The 15,359-nt window shown below is 42.0% G+C and carries 15 protein-coding genes; all 15 read right to left on the bottom strand.

Going from position 1 to position 15,359, the window contains the following annotated elements:
- Window positions 1-41: 41 nt before the first annotated feature.
- The 15 genes from FQ608_RS11865 to FQ608_RS11935 all read right to left on the bottom strand — a co-directional run bounded on the left by FQ608_RS11865 (window position 42) and on the right by FQ608_RS11935 (window position 15,334).
- The gene (locus tag FQ608_RS11865; protein ID WP_158858442.1) at window positions 42-290 is read right to left on the bottom strand and encodes a hypothetical protein; all 249 of its coding nucleotides are present in this window, start codon (window positions 288-290) and stop codon (window positions 42-44) included.
- 31 nt (window positions 291-321) lie between these two features.
- On the bottom strand, window positions 322-876 hold the full coding sequence (locus tag FQ608_RS11870; RefSeq protein WP_158858443.1) for a DUF420 domain-containing protein: 555 nt from the start codon (window positions 874-876) through the stop codon (window positions 322-324).
- Window positions 863-1,531 (bottom strand): SCO family protein, encoded by a 669-nt coding sequence (locus tag FQ608_RS11875; RefSeq protein WP_158858500.1) that lies wholly within the window; start codon window positions 1,529-1,531, stop codon window positions 863-865. Before FQ608_RS11875 ends, FQ608_RS11870 begins: the two co-directional genes overlap by 14 nt.
- A gap of 207 nt (window positions 1,532-1,738) precedes the next feature.
- A complete protein-coding gene (locus FQ608_RS11880; protein WP_158858444.1) occupies window positions 1,739-2,065 on the bottom strand; it encodes a cytochrome C oxidase subunit IV family protein in 327 nt (108 codons plus the stop codon).
- A 17-nt stretch (window positions 2,066-2,082) separates the two neighbouring features.
- Window positions 2,083-2,853 (bottom strand): cytochrome c oxidase subunit 3, encoded by a 771-nt coding sequence (locus FQ608_RS11885; RefSeq protein ID WP_158858445.1) that lies wholly within the window; start codon window positions 2,851-2,853, stop codon window positions 2,083-2,085.
- A 19-nt stretch (window positions 2,854-2,872) separates the two neighbouring features.
- Entirely contained in the window at window positions 2,873-3,454 is a 582-nt protein-coding gene (locus FQ608_RS11890; RefSeq protein ID WP_158858446.1) for a cytochrome c oxidase subunit 3, read from the bottom strand.
- The gene (gene cyoE / locus FQ608_RS11895) at window positions 3,454-4,359 is read right to left on the bottom strand and encodes a heme o synthase (RefSeq protein WP_158858447.1); all 906 of its coding nucleotides are present in this window, start codon (window positions 4,357-4,359) and stop codon (window positions 3,454-3,456) included. Before cyoE ends, FQ608_RS11890 begins: the two co-directional genes overlap by 1 nt.
- A 10-nt stretch (window positions 4,360-4,369) precedes the next feature.
- Window positions 4,370-5,449, bottom strand: a complete 1,080-nt coding sequence (locus FQ608_RS11900) for a COX15/CtaA family protein (RefSeq protein ID WP_158858448.1) — start codon at window positions 5,447-5,449, stop codon at window positions 4,370-4,372.
- On the bottom strand, window positions 5,430-7,322 hold the full coding sequence (locus FQ608_RS11905; protein ID WP_158858449.1) for a cytochrome c oxidase subunit I: 1,893 nt from the start codon (window positions 7,320-7,322) through the stop codon (window positions 5,430-5,432). Before FQ608_RS11905 ends, FQ608_RS11900 begins: the two co-directional genes overlap by 20 nt.
- 27 nt (window positions 7,323-7,349) lie before the next feature.
- On the bottom strand, window positions 7,350-8,375 hold the full coding sequence (locus tag FQ608_RS11910; RefSeq protein ID WP_158858450.1) for a cytochrome c oxidase subunit II: 1,026 nt from the start codon (window positions 8,373-8,375) through the stop codon (window positions 7,350-7,352).
- A gap of 24 nt (window positions 8,376-8,399) precedes the next feature.
- A complete protein-coding gene (locus tag FQ608_RS11915; protein WP_158858451.1) occupies window positions 8,400-9,686 on the bottom strand; it encodes a quinol:cytochrome C oxidoreductase in 1,287 nt (428 codons plus the stop codon).
- Window positions 9,687-9,689: 3 nt separating this feature from the next.
- Window positions 9,690-10,313: a c-type cytochrome gene (locus tag FQ608_RS11920; RefSeq protein ID WP_158858452.1), complete on the bottom strand. Its 624-nt coding sequence runs from the start codon at window positions 10,311-10,313 to the stop codon at window positions 9,690-9,692.
- Window positions 10,314-10,327: 14 nt separating this feature from the next.
- Window positions 10,328-10,855 carry a DUF3341 domain-containing protein gene (locus tag FQ608_RS11925; RefSeq protein WP_158858453.1) on the bottom strand — a complete coding sequence of 176 codons (528 nt, stop codon included), beginning with the start codon at window positions 10,853-10,855 and terminating at the stop codon, window positions 10,328-10,330.
- 2 nt (window positions 10,856-10,857) lie between these two features.
- Window positions 10,858-12,222: an NrfD/PsrC family molybdoenzyme membrane anchor subunit gene (gene nrfD / locus FQ608_RS11930; RefSeq protein ID WP_158858454.1), complete on the bottom strand. Its 1,365-nt coding sequence runs from the start codon at window positions 12,220-12,222 to the stop codon at window positions 10,858-10,860.
- A 19-nt stretch (window positions 12,223-12,241) separates the two neighbouring features.
- Window positions 12,242-15,334 (bottom strand): TAT-variant-translocated molybdopterin oxidoreductase, encoded by a 3,093-nt coding sequence (locus tag FQ608_RS11935; RefSeq protein WP_158858455.1) that lies wholly within the window; start codon window positions 15,332-15,334, stop codon window positions 12,242-12,244.
- Between the last annotated feature and the right edge of the window lie 25 nt (window positions 15,335-15,359).

Consider the following 15,359-nt stretch of genomic DNA (forward strand, 5'->3'; position numbering starts at 1 on the left):
GCCTTCAACAAACTTTGCTCTCCATCTTTATCGGATAGGAATTATAGCGAAAGCCTCTTTTTCCTTTTGGCACTTCTATACCAAAAAAAGCCAATAACCATCATTAAGAGATAAGGTGCGACAAATAAATACAGAATTCCCATATTCAGCCCTGCTCCCACAGAGGTGTCTCCATCACTTACATTTGATTCAATACCAGCCCGGCACATGGCGCATTGAGCGATTACCGATTGAAGTTGAAAGACAAATAAAACCAGAGAAATAAATATCGTTTTGGCAAAAGTACTCATATCAAATAAACGTCAAATAAGTGGATTTAGTTTAATGCTGATAATAGGGGCTGACCATCAGGTATATTATTACTCCGGTGACCGTCACATAGAGCCATATTGGAAACGCATACTTTACTGTTGCTCTGTGCTTCTCTATCCGATTGGTATATCCATAATAATATGCCAGTAATATTGGGAAAAGGGCTACCGCTGCCAACACAATATGGGATATTAAAAGGAAATAATATACATCTCTTATCCAACCCTCTCCTCCAAAAGACGTACTTTCCGCTGCTGCATGATAGACTACATAGGAAACCAGAAATACCGCACCCAAACCAAAAGCCGTGGTCATCGCTGCGCGGTGATACCCAATGCTTCCTCTCTTTATGAAAATAACACCAAGAACCAAAGCGATGCTTGCCGCGGTATTGATGACGGCATTGAGATGTGGAAGAAAATACACCCAATCTGTTCCTAAATCCATTTTCGATGGCATAAACAACAGCACAGCAACAACAATGGGTATTAAAATCGAAATAACCGAAATCCAACGGAGCATCTGTTTATCGTTGGGTGAATAGGCTAATTTATTGCTGTCCATAAAGTAAAATTTTTGTTTCAAGAATTAACTCGTCTACTCCTTCTCTATTAGTGCCACTGTAGTATCCCCTAATTCTTCCCTGCTCATCTACCAGCACAAATTTGTCACTATGAACAAAATCATCCGGGTTCCCCCCCCCATCCAAAGCGGGCAGAATAAATCCACAACGGGCTAGTTCATAGGTTTGTTCACGGGGTCCATTCAGGAAAAACCATTTATTCGGCTTGGCTCCATGAAAGTCAGCATATTCGGCCAAAACCGCAGGAGTATCAAAGCCAGGATCCAGACTAATAGAGAAAATCTGCACCATCTCCTCATCTCTGAACGCATCCTGCACACGCTCCATCTCTGCCGACATCACCGGACATATACTTGGACAACTGGTAAAGAAGAAATCAACTATAGTGAGTTTTCCCTTCATTTCCTGCGTTCCGACTTCTGAACTATCCTGGGCATAAAACCTAAACTCAGGAATGACATGTTGCTGTCCTGAGGGAAGGTCGCATTCCTGATAAGGATCCTCCACTCCGTTTTCATACAATATAGGGATGGAATAAGTGTTGGACGAGAAATTTTTCAGGAATAGAATGATCAATATTGGTATCATCAAGATGCATACCAATACCATAAATTGTAAAACCCTCAGTTCTTTCATGTAATTATAATTGTTTTTCAGCGGCCATGACTTGTCCCGATTCATCGGATAGCCTGCCCCGATTTTTTCGGGGGAATCTCTCATATATGATAATCATCCCGGTGTGCGAGGTTTTCGTCTTGCTCGATTTCATATACCATTATAAACAAAAAAATAGGTTGAAGATTCCACTTCAACCTATTTTAGATAACTTGAACCCAGTGGGTTTTACCAGCGCATTTGGAATATTTCCGCTCCCTCTTTCATCAGAGCTATAACCAACCAAATCAAGAAGATGATAGGAACTATAATGGAGTAAAACAATGGTTTTGCTTCTTCCCCCAAATGCATAAATTCCATCATGATATAGTACGCTTTTACAATCGTAAGAATGATAAATAAAGCATACAATAAAACTCCTCTGTCCATTGTAAAGGCCAGGACAAATTCAAAAGCGGTAATTAACAATAATATTAACGCAGTCATCCAGATCTTTTTAATCTTCGCTGGATCTTTTGGAATTACTTCCAACCCGTTATTATGATCATGTGCCATAGTGCAGAAATTTTATTTTAAATTAAATAGAAAAAGGTAAATACAAATACCCAAACCAAATCCACAAAGTGCCAATACAATCCGATTTTTTCGACCATTTCATAATGCCCTCTTTGCTCGTAGATACCAACAGCTGCTTGGTAAAATGCCAAGAACAACAATACTACGCCGATGGTTACGTGGAAACCGTGGAATCCGGTGATAACAAAGAATAGTTGGGCAAAGGGGGCAGGGCCGTATTCATTTACCAGAAGATTTGCTCCAAAGACAGTCTCCGAAACTAGACGGTTAAGCGAATTTACGTATTCCAACATGGTGCCTTCGTCCGTTCCATGGATAAAGTGAGACCATTCCCAGGCTTGGCAGCTAAGGAAGGTAATCCCTCCCAGCAGAGTCCATAATAACCATTTTACCACGTCACTCCTGTCATTTCTATGACCTGCTTCCACAGCCAATACCATGGTAACAGAGCTCATGATGAGTATAAAGGTCATCAATCCTACAAAAACGAGCGGAAAGTGCATTCCATGTAATAATGGAAGGGCATCAAAAATCATCTCTGGAATTGGCCAATATTCATTGGAACTTACGAATTCCGCAGATGCACCCTCATAGGCGGGGTAACTCATGCGAATAGCGCCGTAGGTGATTAAGAATGCTCCAAAAGTGAAAATATCTGACAGGAGGAAAAACCACATCATAAGCTTACCATAGCTCGCCTTCAGTGGTTCGTTTCCACCTCCCCATACCCCTCTTTTTGATTTGATTTCGATAGCAGTCGATGACATAAGTTGATGATTATTTTATTTAATGATTCAGCAGTAAAAACATGAACAGATACAACCAAAGTCCTCCAAGGAAATGCCAATACGTGGTACACATTTCCATTTGAGCCATGTTTTGGGAATGGATCTTAAATCTTAGGGACGAAATTAATACAATAATTAGAAAAATCACACCACTAATTAAATGTATTGCATGCAAACCGGTAAAAACGTACAAAAAGGAGCCTGCCGGATTGCCCACAAAATACACATCCTGATCTACGAGTGCCACCCAACTGTACCACTGACCAATCAAAAATGTCACTCCCAGTATAGCAGTTACAAGCAATGCAATACGCAATTGATCCAATGAATCTTTCTTAGCGGACAAGTATGCCCAATGAAGGGAGATACTACTCAGGATAATCACAATTGACGTATACCAAAATATATCCGGCAACTCAAACTCAAGCCAGTTTCCCTCTGACATACGGACAATATAGGCTGACGTCATCGATGCGAAAATCATCACAACGCTAACGATAAACAACCACAATGCAAACTTTTTGGGATGCATTGCCAGCGGCTGCTCGGCACCTTCTATATAGGCTAATTTCTCTTCCATTATTGAACTTTATCTAATAAATAAGCAATTTGTACGATAGGTAGATAAAGGAAGGAACCAAACATGATCCGCAGTGCTGATTTTCTGGAACAATCCTTCATAAGAGAAAAGGTCTGAGCCAAGAACAACACCCCACAAAGTGTCGCTACTATTCCCGAATTAATTCCCGTTAATCCAAAATAGGTTGGCAGTAAACCCAAGGGCAATAAGAATAGCGTATAAATCATAATTTGGATAGCTGTATTGAGATCCTTTTTACCGCCCAGGGGCAATAGTTTAAAACCTGCCCGCTTATAATCATCGTCACTTACCCAGGCAATTGCCCAAAAATGGGGGAATTGCCAGACAAACTGGATTCCGAAAATAATCATCGCCTCATAGGTGATCGCCCCGGTGGCGGCTACCCAACCCAATAAGGGAGGCATTGCTCCAGGTATAGCCCCCACCAATACCGCGATAGGTCCTACACGCTTCAGTGGAGTATATACGAACACGTACAAAATCATGCTTAATATACCCAGATAGGTGGTAAGCGGATTTGTGAAAAGCCAGAGCATTCCGATACCTGTCAGTGCCGTAATCAATGTAAACCATTGAGCTTCTACCAAGGAAATAACATTCATCGGTAGCGGCCTTCCCTGGGTCCGCTTCATCAACTTATCCAGGTCTCTCTCCAAAATCTCGTTGGCAGCTCCCGATGCTCCACTGATAAGAAATCCTCCAAAAACCAACCCGGCAAGTCCTGCCCACGAAAAACTGGGCGATGTATGACCAAGGATAAATCCAAAAACTGCAGAAAACGTTACCAAAGCAGAGAGCCTGAATTTCAGCAAGTCATAATAAGCCTTCAACCTAACACCTAAGGTCACTTGAAATACATTATCACTAATATTTATACTACTCATTTCTATAGAATTAAGAAGCTATTTTTTTAAAGACATACTTACTATGCCTGATTTCTAACCAAATAAAGAACTGAATACCTACAATCAATGTCCCAAACAGTAAATGTATAGGTTGCAAGAAGGCGGGAATCCCGAAATAAGCCATTCCTACTCCCGAGAGAATCTCCAGTACTATAATTGCTAACAACCAAAATGTCAATTGATAAATCAACGAAGATTTATTCATTTGTTTGAATACCAAATATCCAAACACAAGGTGTAAGGCCAAAATAAACAAGGAATAAGATCTGTGGATAAGAAAGGTGGTTCCCAACCCCTCAATCCAAGAATCCCGATATGTATGAGAAAATTTTCTCGCTATTTCATCCACTTCTTCCCTAACCTGCGTTCCCAATACAATTTGGATAACCATTAGCAACATACAAACTGCTATCACATAGCCCAATGATTGATTTTCAATATCACCGATTGAGGCTTGACGGCCCGATTGGTAGGCTAAGAAATAAATATACAACAACAGACAAACTATCACCAAGGCGAGTAGCATATGAACGGTAATCATCCATTGCAGGAGATTAGTAGACACGACTATGGATCCTATCCAACCCTGAAATAGAACCAAGATAAGCGCACTTATACTCAAATACGTAAATTTTCTGTCTAATTTCCATATCAAGATCGCCCTGTAAACTGTAACCAAAACCAAAAGCCCGATTACGGCTCCAATAAGTCTATTGATATATTCGATCCAGGTCTTGGTTGCGTTGAAAGGCTCCTCTTGAGCAACACTTTCGTCCTGCAAAATCTGCTGGCCCAGTTCAGAGAATCCGATGGAAGCCAGCAAATCCGCAAATCGCTCGTTCTTGGCCAGACGCTGTTGGACATAAACCTCCAGATAATCATTTGGGAGCTGATCCACGCTAGTAGGTGGAATCCAGCTCCCAAAACATTTTGGCCAATCGGGACATCCCATACCAGATCCGGTACTTCTGACTATCCCCCCAACCAATATTAGAAAATAAATAGCTGCCGTAGTTATCAAACTGATACGACGGAAGCTATCTATATTTTTACGATCCTTTATATTCATTAGCAACCAAAACCTGCTCCTCCTCGGCTATAATCTCTTTCTCCAAATTCACCAACTTCTCCTCATGAGGCAAGTTCGATTCCGGAGTAACGGAAAGAGGAACAGTCTGTGGAATGAAATCTTCCTTAGCGCCAGGCTTTGAATAATCATAGGGCCATCTATAGACCGAAGGTATCTCACCCGGCCAGTTACCGTGTTTAGGATGTAATGGAGTAGTCCATTCCAATGTATTGGACTGCCATGGATTAAGCGAAGCAATCCTACCCCTAAACATGCTGTAGAAGAAGTTAAACAGAAAGATAAACTGAGCTGCAAAGGTAATGATAGCCGCTACAGATACAAACATGTTCAAATCGGTATACATATCCGTGAAGGAGAAGGTGGACCAGCTATAGTATCGTCTCGGAAACCCAGCGATACCGATGTAGTGCATGGGGAAAAAGACCATGTACACACCTACGAAAGTCAACCAAAAGTGTATAGAACCTAATTTCTCATCCATCATCCTTCCAAACATTTTAGGGAACCAATGATAAACTCCGGCCATCAATCCAAAGAACGAAGCCGATCCCATCACCAGGTGAAAATGGGCTACAACGAAATAGGTGTCATGCAATTGAATATCAATGGCAGAGTTTCCTAAGAATATACCTGTAAGACCTCCAGAAATAAAGAAGGATACCAGACCAATAGAAAACATCATCGCAGTAGTAAATCTCAAATTACCTCTCCAGAGTGTAGTCAGGTAATTAAATACTTTAACTGCTGAAGGGACTGCGATAATCAATGTCAAGAACATAAATATCGAGCCCAAGAAAGGATTAAGCCCTGAGACAAACATGTGGTGTGCCCATACAACAAAAGAAAGTATGGTAATACCAAGCATGGAAATTATCATGGCTTTATATCCGAAAATAGGTTTTCTAGAATTGGTTGCTATGATTTCTGAGGTAATTCCCAAAGCAGGCAAGAGTACAATATAAACTTCAGGGTGACCAAGGAACCAGAACAAGTGTTGGTATAGAACTGCGCTACCACCTGTATTTGGAAGGGCTTCACCACCGATATAGATATCAGACAAGTAGAAACTAGTACCAAAGCTACGGTCAAACACCAATAACAATGCGGCAGAGAATAGAACCGGGAATGATAATAGACCGATTACCGCAGTAAGGAAGAAAGCCCAGATCGTCAGAGGCAATCTGGCAAAGGACATGCCTTTAGTCCTTAAATTAATAACTGTAGTTATGTAATTTATACCACCCAAGAGAGATGAAGCAATAAAAAACGTCATGGAAACCAACCACAGCGTCATCCCCAAACCTGAACCGGGCATAGCCTGCTCCAAAGCTGACAACGGAGGATATACAACCCACCCCCCACTAGCTGGACCACGCTCGAGGAATAGCGATATGAACATAATGACTCCAGAGGTAAAGAAGAACCAGTAGGATAACATGTTCATAAAACCAGAAGCCATATCCCTGGCTCCAATCTGAAGTGGAATCAGAAAGTTGGAAAATGTACCACTCAATCCGGCTGTCAATACAAAGAACACCATAATGGTTCCGTGCATGGTTACCAGCGCCAAATAGAAATTGGGATCCAATTGGCCTGTCTCTGTAATCCAACCGCCCAAAAGAGGTCTAAGAAATTCCAAATTCATATCTGGAAAGCCTAATTGTAATCTGAACAAAATGGACAAGAATCCACCAATCAGTGCCCAAAACATACCGGTAACAAGAAATTGTTTACCGATCATTTTATGGTCCTGAGTGAAGATATACTTTGTTATAAAGCCATCTTCATGCTCGTGGTCATGATGATCATCATGCGCTGAAACATCATGTGCTGAAACGTTAGCTACCGACATATTTTAATTGATTAAATATTAATATCCTTATTGGTTTGCAGTCTCTGCCAATTTTTTATCTTCTATTGGAAGATCCAAAACTAAACTTGGATTGGATTCTACAAAAGTTTTTTGTTCACTGAACCACTTTCTATATTCTTCAGGTTCTACCACAGTAATCACTCTCCTCATAGAAAAGTGTCCACTACCACAGACCTCTGTACAAGCTATTTCGTATTCGAATTCTTCATCACCTAGCTCTGCTCTCATTTCAGCGGTAGTTTTGGTGGGTACGAACCAAAAACGGGTAGGCATTCCGGGCACTGCATCCATTTTAAGACGCATATGAGGGGCAAATACAGAATGTAGAACGTCCCTTGCGCGAATTTTGAAAAGAACCGGTTCTCCCTTGGGAATAACTACTGATTGCGATGGAAAGTCATCTCTAGAGTTTTGGTCAGAAAAATCTACGCCCCTTGAATTAGTAGCGTTGATTAGCCGATAATCAAAATCGCCTAAAATATTATCCTTTCCTGGGTATCGAATTTCCCATGCAAATTGATAACCCAATAATTCAATCTCGTGAGCTCCCTCTGGAGCAGGATCAGTGATGTCTGTCCATGCTCTCCATCCGGAGATAACAAGCAACGCGAGTACAACAGCAGGCACTAAAGTCCAAATAACTTCCAGTTTGTTGTTATCTGGATAATAAGAGGCCCTTCTATCGGTTCTGTATTGATATTTATAAGGAAACCAGAATAGCAGGATGTGAGTCAAAATGAAAATGAACCCGGTAACCGCCATTGTAACCCAGAAAAGCCTGTCAGTTATTACACCATGTTCAGACGCTATTGGCAATTGATAATTGCTGAATTCCTTGATAGAATACCAGGTCATTAGGACAAAAGTACCAACTAAAAAAACCACAAACAGTGCAGCATTAACCTTATTAGAGGTCGTCTGTATCTTTTTATCAGAACCTTTGGCAACAGAAATAAGCGTTTGAATTCGGTACACCATCCAAATAACGGACAGTAACAGAACAACACCGATGGCAATAAGAAATCCGTACATAATATTTAATTTTTCGGATAAAATTTAAATGTGATGATGAAGACTTTCCTCTAACATGGGGTGATTTTTGGCTATCAAATTTCCTTTGGAAAGATTAGTCAAAACCACCAGGACAAAAGCCGAAGCATAGACTAGCAACAAACCTATCTCCATTAATCCAATACCTCCATTATGTCCCAATGTACCGGGTTGAATCATTAGGAAGAAATCTATCCAATGTCCAAATAGAATCAAGGTACATACAAGCTTTAGAAATACACCATGTCTCTTCGAATCTCGTGTCATTAGAACAAAGAACGGCAACACAAAGTTTAAGCCTATATTTACATAAATGAACGATCCATACACATCACTGGAGAGTCTCTCAATAAAATAAACAGACTCCTCAGGGATATTGGCGTAATAGATCAACAAGAACTGCGAAAACCAGATATAAGTCCAGAAAATGGAGAATGCGAAAACATATTTACCCATATCGTGAATATGGTTTTGGTTAACCATTTCAAGATATCCCCTGTCCTTTAGGAAGAGAATAAAAAGGGTAATAGCGGACAAACCGGCAACAAACCAAGATGCAAACACATACCAACCAAACAAGGTGGAAAACCAATGCGTATCAATGGACATTACCCAATCCCACGCACTCATTGAAGATGAAACGGCAAAGAAAACCAAGAAAATGGCAGACCATTTTCTCATCGCATACCAATAGCTGTTACCACCATGTAAATCTTCCTGTTGGGATAGATTTTTCAATTTATTGAAAAAGAAAACCCAAAACCCAAAAAACAGAATCATCCTAACTATAAAGAAAACCGGGAAGGTACCCTTTTCTAAAGGCCAGTAAAAGAAAGCTCCTTTTCCGTCTATGATCCTATCATAGGTCTCCGTTCCCTTGTCGTAAACATAGCTGTGGGTCCAGTGAAATAAGTCGTGATTGGCTATAAAGAATGTTCCAAGCATCAATACCGCGGCAATAGGCAGCCAATGACCAAAAGAGATCATCAATCGAACCAATGGAGCCGACCATCCAGCCTGAGCGGCATATTGAATTGCAAAAAAGAAAACTCCGATAATGGCTATTCCTGTAAAATAAACATTATTGATCCAAAGATTGGCGAAAAGTCGCTGACTCCAATGAAAGGCATGGTGATCAGCATCTCCCTCATGGCCGTGTCCACCAAACATTCCAAGAAGAATCCCTAACACGAGAAGAACGGCTCCCGCCACTCCAACCGTAATCACCGTTTTCTTAAGACCGGCGGTAAAATCAAATTTTTGATCTAAGTTATAATTAGTTCCTTGTGCCATTTCTTATTTCTGGATTTCTTGTTTAACATAGTGCACAATTTTCCACCTTTTTTCGATTGAAATCTGGGATCCGTGAGGACCCATTCTTCCTTTACCATGAGTAATGACGTGAAAAACGTGTCCGTCAGAAAGCTCCAAATAGGCACCACCCTTCAGGTTCGCAACACCACCAATTACTTCTCCAACTTTTCCGTCTCCTTCTCCAGCCGGACCGTGGCATGCGGAACAATATTGCATGTAGAGTTGACCACCTTGGGCCAGTACTTCATCTGAAGATTCAATTGGATTTTCAACTAAAGCAGCTCCTTCAAGATCTGCGACTCGCAATCGATACGGAAGAGTGCCGTTATTGCTTCTTGGAACTGTATTGGGTACAGGTTCCCGCATGTTCATGCCATTCGGATTATTGATGTTACTATTGAAAAACTCACCCTTACCGTCTTCCCGGTTTGAAAGCCACATGCCTTCTTCTTCATTTTTGATTTGGGTGAGCGGTTCATAGGCTACCGAATGGTACATTTGCGGAGCATATTCAGTCCCCGGATAATCACCGGAAGCACTGCAGGATGCTAATCCTACTGAAACACCAGCAATTGCCATTAAATATGTGGATATTGTAATTTTCATATGTTATCAATTACCTATTCAAAATTTTTACGATTTATCTCCGTAGCACCCGAGTTTTTTAACACATCGCTAATTGCCTCAGTTGTCAAAGATGCATTGTTGGCGATATCAATGGCCATGACATGCTTGTCATCCGTACTGCGAAGATCAAAGATTCTGGGCTGACCCCATGGCTTAAGATTACTAGTTGCCATAAATACCCCTACCATGCCAAATGCCGCAAGCAAAACTGTAAGTTCGAAGGTAACCGGCACAAAGGTAATTGAAGCGAAATCCTTTCCTCCAATGATCATCGGCCAGTCAAACTTGTTCATGTAAAATTGCATGGTAAGGGCCAAAGTTGTTCCTAAAAGGCCAAACATAAAGGCAGCAATGGGTAACCTGCTTCGTTTATATCCGAGGACTTCATCCAAACCATGTATAGGATAAGGGGAGTAAACCTCATGTATTTTAATGCCGCTTTTTCTTACATCCTTAACGGCATTCAGCAATACATCCTCATCGTCAAAGATTCCTAAAATAAAATTACTATCTCTTTCCATGATTATTTAACTACTTTTTCAGATGAAGATTTAAGTACCGCCTTTACCTCCGCCATGTTAATCACTGGGAAGAATTTGGCAAACAACAAGAAACACGTACCGAAGAACCCAAACGTAAACAAATATACTCCAACGTCAGTGATTGTGGGATAAAACATAACCCAAGATGATGGTAGGAAATCTCTGTGAAGAGATGTCACGATGATAACAAACCGCTCAAACCACATTCCTATATTCACGACAATGGACAATATAAATGTGGCCACTATGGAAGTCCTAATTTTCTTGAACCAGAACAACTGTGGAGAGATTACATTACAGGTCATCATAGACCAGTATGCCCACCAATATGGTCCAAACATCCTGTTTACGAAAGCATACTGCTCAGCAGCTACGCCAGAATACCAGGCGATGAAAAACTCAGTGATATAGGCAATGCCTACTATTGAACCGGTGATGATAATCACTATGTTCATCAGTTCAATGTGTCCGATGGTGATATAATCTTGAAGTTTGAAAACCTTTCGGGTGATTATCATCAGGGTAAGCACCATAGCAAACCCGGAGAAAATAGCACCTGCAACGAAATAAGGAGGGAAAATAGTCGTGTGCCATCCTGGAATTACGGAGGTAGCAAAGTCAAAGGATACGATGGTATGAACCGATAGTACCAAAGGAGTTGCCAGACCTGCCAAGATCAACGATACCGATTCGTATCTCATCCATGTCTTTGCGGCACCATCCCAGCCAAAACTCAAAGCTCCGTAAATCGTTCTTCTCATCCCTGTTGCCCTGTCTCTGATCGTAGCAAAATCCGGGATAAGACCGATGTACCAAAACACCAAAGAAACGGCGAAATACGTAGAGATCGCAAAAACGTCCCAAAGAAGCGGTGAGTTGAAGTTAACCCAAAGAGAACCATAGGTATTAGGAAGGGGCAGCGCCCAAATAGCACCGATCCAAGGTCTGCCCATGTGAATGAGCGGGAACAAGGCAGCACAAATAACGGCGAAGATCGTCATTGCTTCGGCAGCACGGTTGATGGAAGTTCTCCATTTCTGTCTGAAGAGCAACAATACGGCAGATATTAGCGTACCGGCGTGACCGATACCAACCCACCATACGAAATTGGTAATATCCCAAGCCCAGCCTACAGTTTTGTTTAGACCCCACATACCGATGCCTTCCCAAAGGGTGGCAACTAGAGCTAAGCTCCCTAATAGAAGTACAACCAACGAACCGCCAAGGGCCAAGAGCCAGCTAAGTGTCGGTTTGCCTTCCACTTGTCGGGACACGTCATTGGTAACGTCCTTGTATGTCTTACCACCGGTAACCAGCGGCTCGCGAATGGATGAAGATACCTGCATATTTTATTGTTTAAAAATGTTAAGCTTCGTTTATATCCTTGTTTCGAATTTTGGTAAAATACCAAATATTGGGGCTGACGTTGATTTCCTCCAACACATGGAAGGCTCTTTCCTCATTTACTTCCTTAAAAGCAGAATCTGTATTTTCCTGGATTTTAAGCATTTGGTAAACTTTCGATTCAGGATCATTCATATCTCCAAATACCAATGCCTCGGAAGGACACGCAACCGCACAGGCCACGTTGATCTCACCGTCTTGGATTTTTCTTCTTTCTTTTTTGGCTGTTAATTTTCCTGCTTGAATACGCTGAACGCACATGGAGCATTTCTCCATTACGCCTCTGGATCTCACCGTAACGTCAGGGTTCAATACCATTTTGCCCATATCATCGTTTTGAGCCACGTTATATCCGGCAAAATCTTGGTTGTCGTGGTATTTAAACCAGTTAAACCGTCGTACTTTATACGGACAGTTATTTGCGCAATATCGGGTACCGATACAACGGTTGTATGTCATTTGGTTCAATCCTTCTGAACTGTGCGTAGTCGCTACCACCGGGCAAACCGTCTCACATGGAGCGTTGTTGCAGTGCTGGCACATCATGGGTTGAAATATTACCTCGGGATTATCAGCCGCTTGCTCCAACTCCTTATTACTAGTTGCTCCCGTTGGAGAACTGTAATACCGGTCAATCCTTATCCAAGCCATTTCCCTTCTATTGAGAACTTCCTGCTTTCCTACCACGGCTACGTTGTTTTCAACCTGGCAAGCTACAGTACATGCTCCGCAACCAGTGCAGGAGTTCAGATCGATGGCAAGACCCCAGTGATGTTGGCTGTACTTGTGACCTGCCCAAAGCGAGATTTTGGAAGGTTTGAAGAATTCCCCCTCTTTGTAAACTTTCGGATGGTACCTGCCGGCACTTGCATCCTTTTTATATTCACCCAACGTAGACTCCTGAACCACAAAATTACGGTCCATGTAGGTCTGGTGGGTTTGTGTCTGAGCAATTTTATAACTATCTCCGGTCAATTCAACTGTCACACCTTCGGTGACGTCGTAATTGACGAAGCCTTTGGAGCTATCAAGCAAGGCATAGGCATTGACTCCTAAGCCGCTGGCAACACGACCGGCATCAGTCCTTCCATATCCCAACGCAAGACCAACAGTGCCGTCTGCCTGACCTGGCTGGACCAAAATGGGAACTGATATAGATTTCCCGTTTACAGTCAAATTTGCCAACTTGGTAGCACCTTCAAACATCTTCAAGCCGTTATCATTGGCCCACTTTTGGGATACAGTTAAATAATTGTCCCAGGTAGCTTTTGAGATCGGGTCAGGCATTTCCTGTAGCCATGGATTGTTGGCATGAGCACCGGATCCAATTCCGACTTTGGCGTAAACCACGAGTTCAGTCCCAGTGTTATCTCCTCTGTAGCTGGTTCCAATAGCTGCGGCGGAAGCACTAATATCTCCCAAAGAGGCAGGTTCACCGAGCCCTTCATTGGAAACATGAAATACTCCGTTGTGGAGACACTCATCCCAAAACTGTTGGAAATCTCCACTTACTTCACCGGAGGTAAAAAAGGTTTCTCTCCAGTTGGCTTGTAAAAAATCATAGTAAGGAGTTGATACTCCAGCCCACTTCAGCATGCTTTCCTGAGCTTGACGTGTATCAAACAGTGGAGAGATAGTTGGCTGGGATAAACTGTACTCCCCTACTTTAGGGTTAAAATCGTTCCAGCTCTCCAAGAAATGGTGATCTGGAGCAAGATATTGGACTTTAGCGGCTGTTTCATTCATGGCCTCGCTTGTGGATACTGAAACTCTAGCTTTGGCTATAGCCTCTGCCAATTCCGTTCCTCTTGCAAAATCATAAACAGGATTGCAATTATAAAAAATAACAGCTCCTATGCTACCTCCATTTAATTCAGTAACTAACTGATTCATTCTAGCATCGTCTCCTTTTCGGAAATGAGCCGCCTGGGCTAACGAAAGCGTGTTGCCGGCGCTTTGAAGTAAATCATTGATGGCATGAATCACTACCTGTACGTTTGGATCATTTGACCCAGATACTACTAAAGCACTTCCTTGGTTCGCCCAGAGTTCATCCGCAGCCTTGGACAGGTGGTTGATTTCAATGGCCGGAGCATTTACTGTGGCGGCTCCGGCTTTTCTAGCCAATAAATTATATAATGCCAATACAGCCAGCCCGCTTTGAGATGCCCTTATGGGAGTTCTGTAGTCCGCATTGGCACCAGTAAGAGACAGGTTGGATTCAAATTGGAAATGGCGGGACATGTTGGAATTCTCCTTCGAGATTTTCCGTCCTTTACTGTATTGTTTGGAATATTCTATAGGAGAGATCCAAGTACCCAAGAAGTCAGCACCAAAACTTACAATGACCGAGGCTTTGTCAAAATAATAGGAAGGCAATACTCCTACGCCATAATATGTTTCACTGGCTTTTGTAATACCATAATTTGATATTGGATCATAAGTAACTACTTCAACATTACCCATGGTTTCTGCGAATGCAGCCAATGCCTTTTCTGTAGAGGGAGAAAGGATGGTGTTTGTCACTATTTTGACGGTGCCTGCAGAACTAAGTTTAGATGACAGATCAACGTCGAAGTTGGGCCAAGTGACCTTTTCACCATTGATATGGGGGCCGGAAATTCGCTGCTTGTCATATAGAGACAATACAGAAGATTCTACAATAGCACTTGTTCCTCCCTGGGTAATCGGAGAGAGCGTATTACCGTCAATTTTGATTGGTCTACCCTCTCTGGTTTTAACAACCACCGATGCATAGTCTCCACCGGAAACAAAGGTTGAAGCATAATAATTAGGGACGGAGGGATCTATATCCACAGGTTTGGTAACATAAGGAATAGCCTTTCTGACAGGAGCTTCGCAAGCTGCCAAAGATGCGGCCGCTAAACTGAAACCCATCATTTTCAGGAAATCCCTTCTGGATGCACTTCCGTCCTCGTTGGACTTATGAAGCGGGAGGTTTTCGGCGAATTCCTTATCCGCATGTTTTACGAATTCAGGATCGTTGGTCAACTGTTCTAACCCTTTCCAGTACGTCTTTTTATTATCTCTCATTTCTTATTGAAAAGATTTTCGTAAG

The organism is Lunatibacter salilacus (assembly GCF_009797935.1).
Lineage (GTDB): Bacteria > Bacteroidota > Bacteroidia > Cytophagales > Cyclobacteriaceae > Lunatibacter > Lunatibacter salilacus.

Excerpts from the sequence above, each read along its gene's own strand:
- FQ608_RS11920 (WP_158858452.1), bottom strand. The coding sequence starts at position 10,313 with ATGAAAATTACAATATCCACATATTTAATGGCAATTGCTGGTGTTTCA.
- FQ608_RS11865 (WP_158858442.1), bottom strand. The coding sequence starts at position 290 with ATGAGTACTTTTGCCAAAACGATATTTATTTCTCTGGTTTTATTTGTC.
- FQ608_RS11935 (WP_158858455.1), bottom strand. The coding sequence starts at position 15,334 with ATGAGAGATAATAAAAAGACGTACTGGAAAGGGTTAGAACAGTTGACC.
- FQ608_RS11870 (WP_158858443.1), bottom strand. The coding sequence starts at position 876 with ATGGACAGCAATAAATTAGCCTATTCACCCAACGATAAACAGATGCTC.
- FQ608_RS11925 (WP_158858453.1), bottom strand. The coding sequence starts at position 10,855 with ATGGAAAGAGATAGTAATTTTATTTTAGGAATCTTTGACGATGAGGAT.
- FQ608_RS11905 (WP_158858449.1), bottom strand. The coding sequence starts at position 7,322 with ATGTCGGTAGCTAACGTTTCAGCACATGATGTTTCAGCGCATGATGAT.
- cyoE (WP_158858447.1), bottom strand. The coding sequence starts at position 4,359 with ATGAGTAGTATAAATATTAGTGATAATGTATTTCAAGTGACCTTAGGT.
- nrfD (WP_158858454.1), bottom strand. The coding sequence starts at position 12,222 with ATGCAGGTATCTTCATCCATTCGCGAGCCGCTGGTTACCGGTGGTAAG.
- FQ608_RS11880 (WP_158858444.1), bottom strand. The coding sequence starts at position 2,065 with ATGGCACATGATCATAATAACGGGTTGGAAGTAATTCCAAAAGATCCA.
- FQ608_RS11900 (WP_158858448.1), bottom strand. The coding sequence starts at position 5,449 with ATGAATATAAAGGATCGTAAAAATATAGATAGCTTCCGTCGTATCAGT.
- FQ608_RS11910 (WP_158858450.1), bottom strand. The coding sequence starts at position 8,375 with ATGTACGGATTTCTTATTGCCATCGGTGTTGTTCTGTTACTGTCCGTT.
- FQ608_RS11875 (WP_158858500.1), bottom strand. The coding sequence starts at position 1,531 with ATGAAAGAACTGAGGGTTTTACAATTTATGGTATTGGTATGCATCTTG.
- FQ608_RS11890 (WP_158858446.1), bottom strand. The coding sequence starts at position 3,454 with ATGGAAGAGAAATTAGCCTATATAGAAGGTGCCGAGCAGCCGCTGGCA.
- FQ608_RS11915 (WP_158858451.1), bottom strand. The coding sequence starts at position 9,686 with ATGGCACAAGGAACTAATTATAACTTAGATCAAAAATTTGATTTTACC.
- FQ608_RS11885 (WP_158858445.1), bottom strand. The coding sequence starts at position 2,853 with ATGTCATCGACTGCTATCGAAATCAAATCAAAAAGAGGGGTATGGGGA.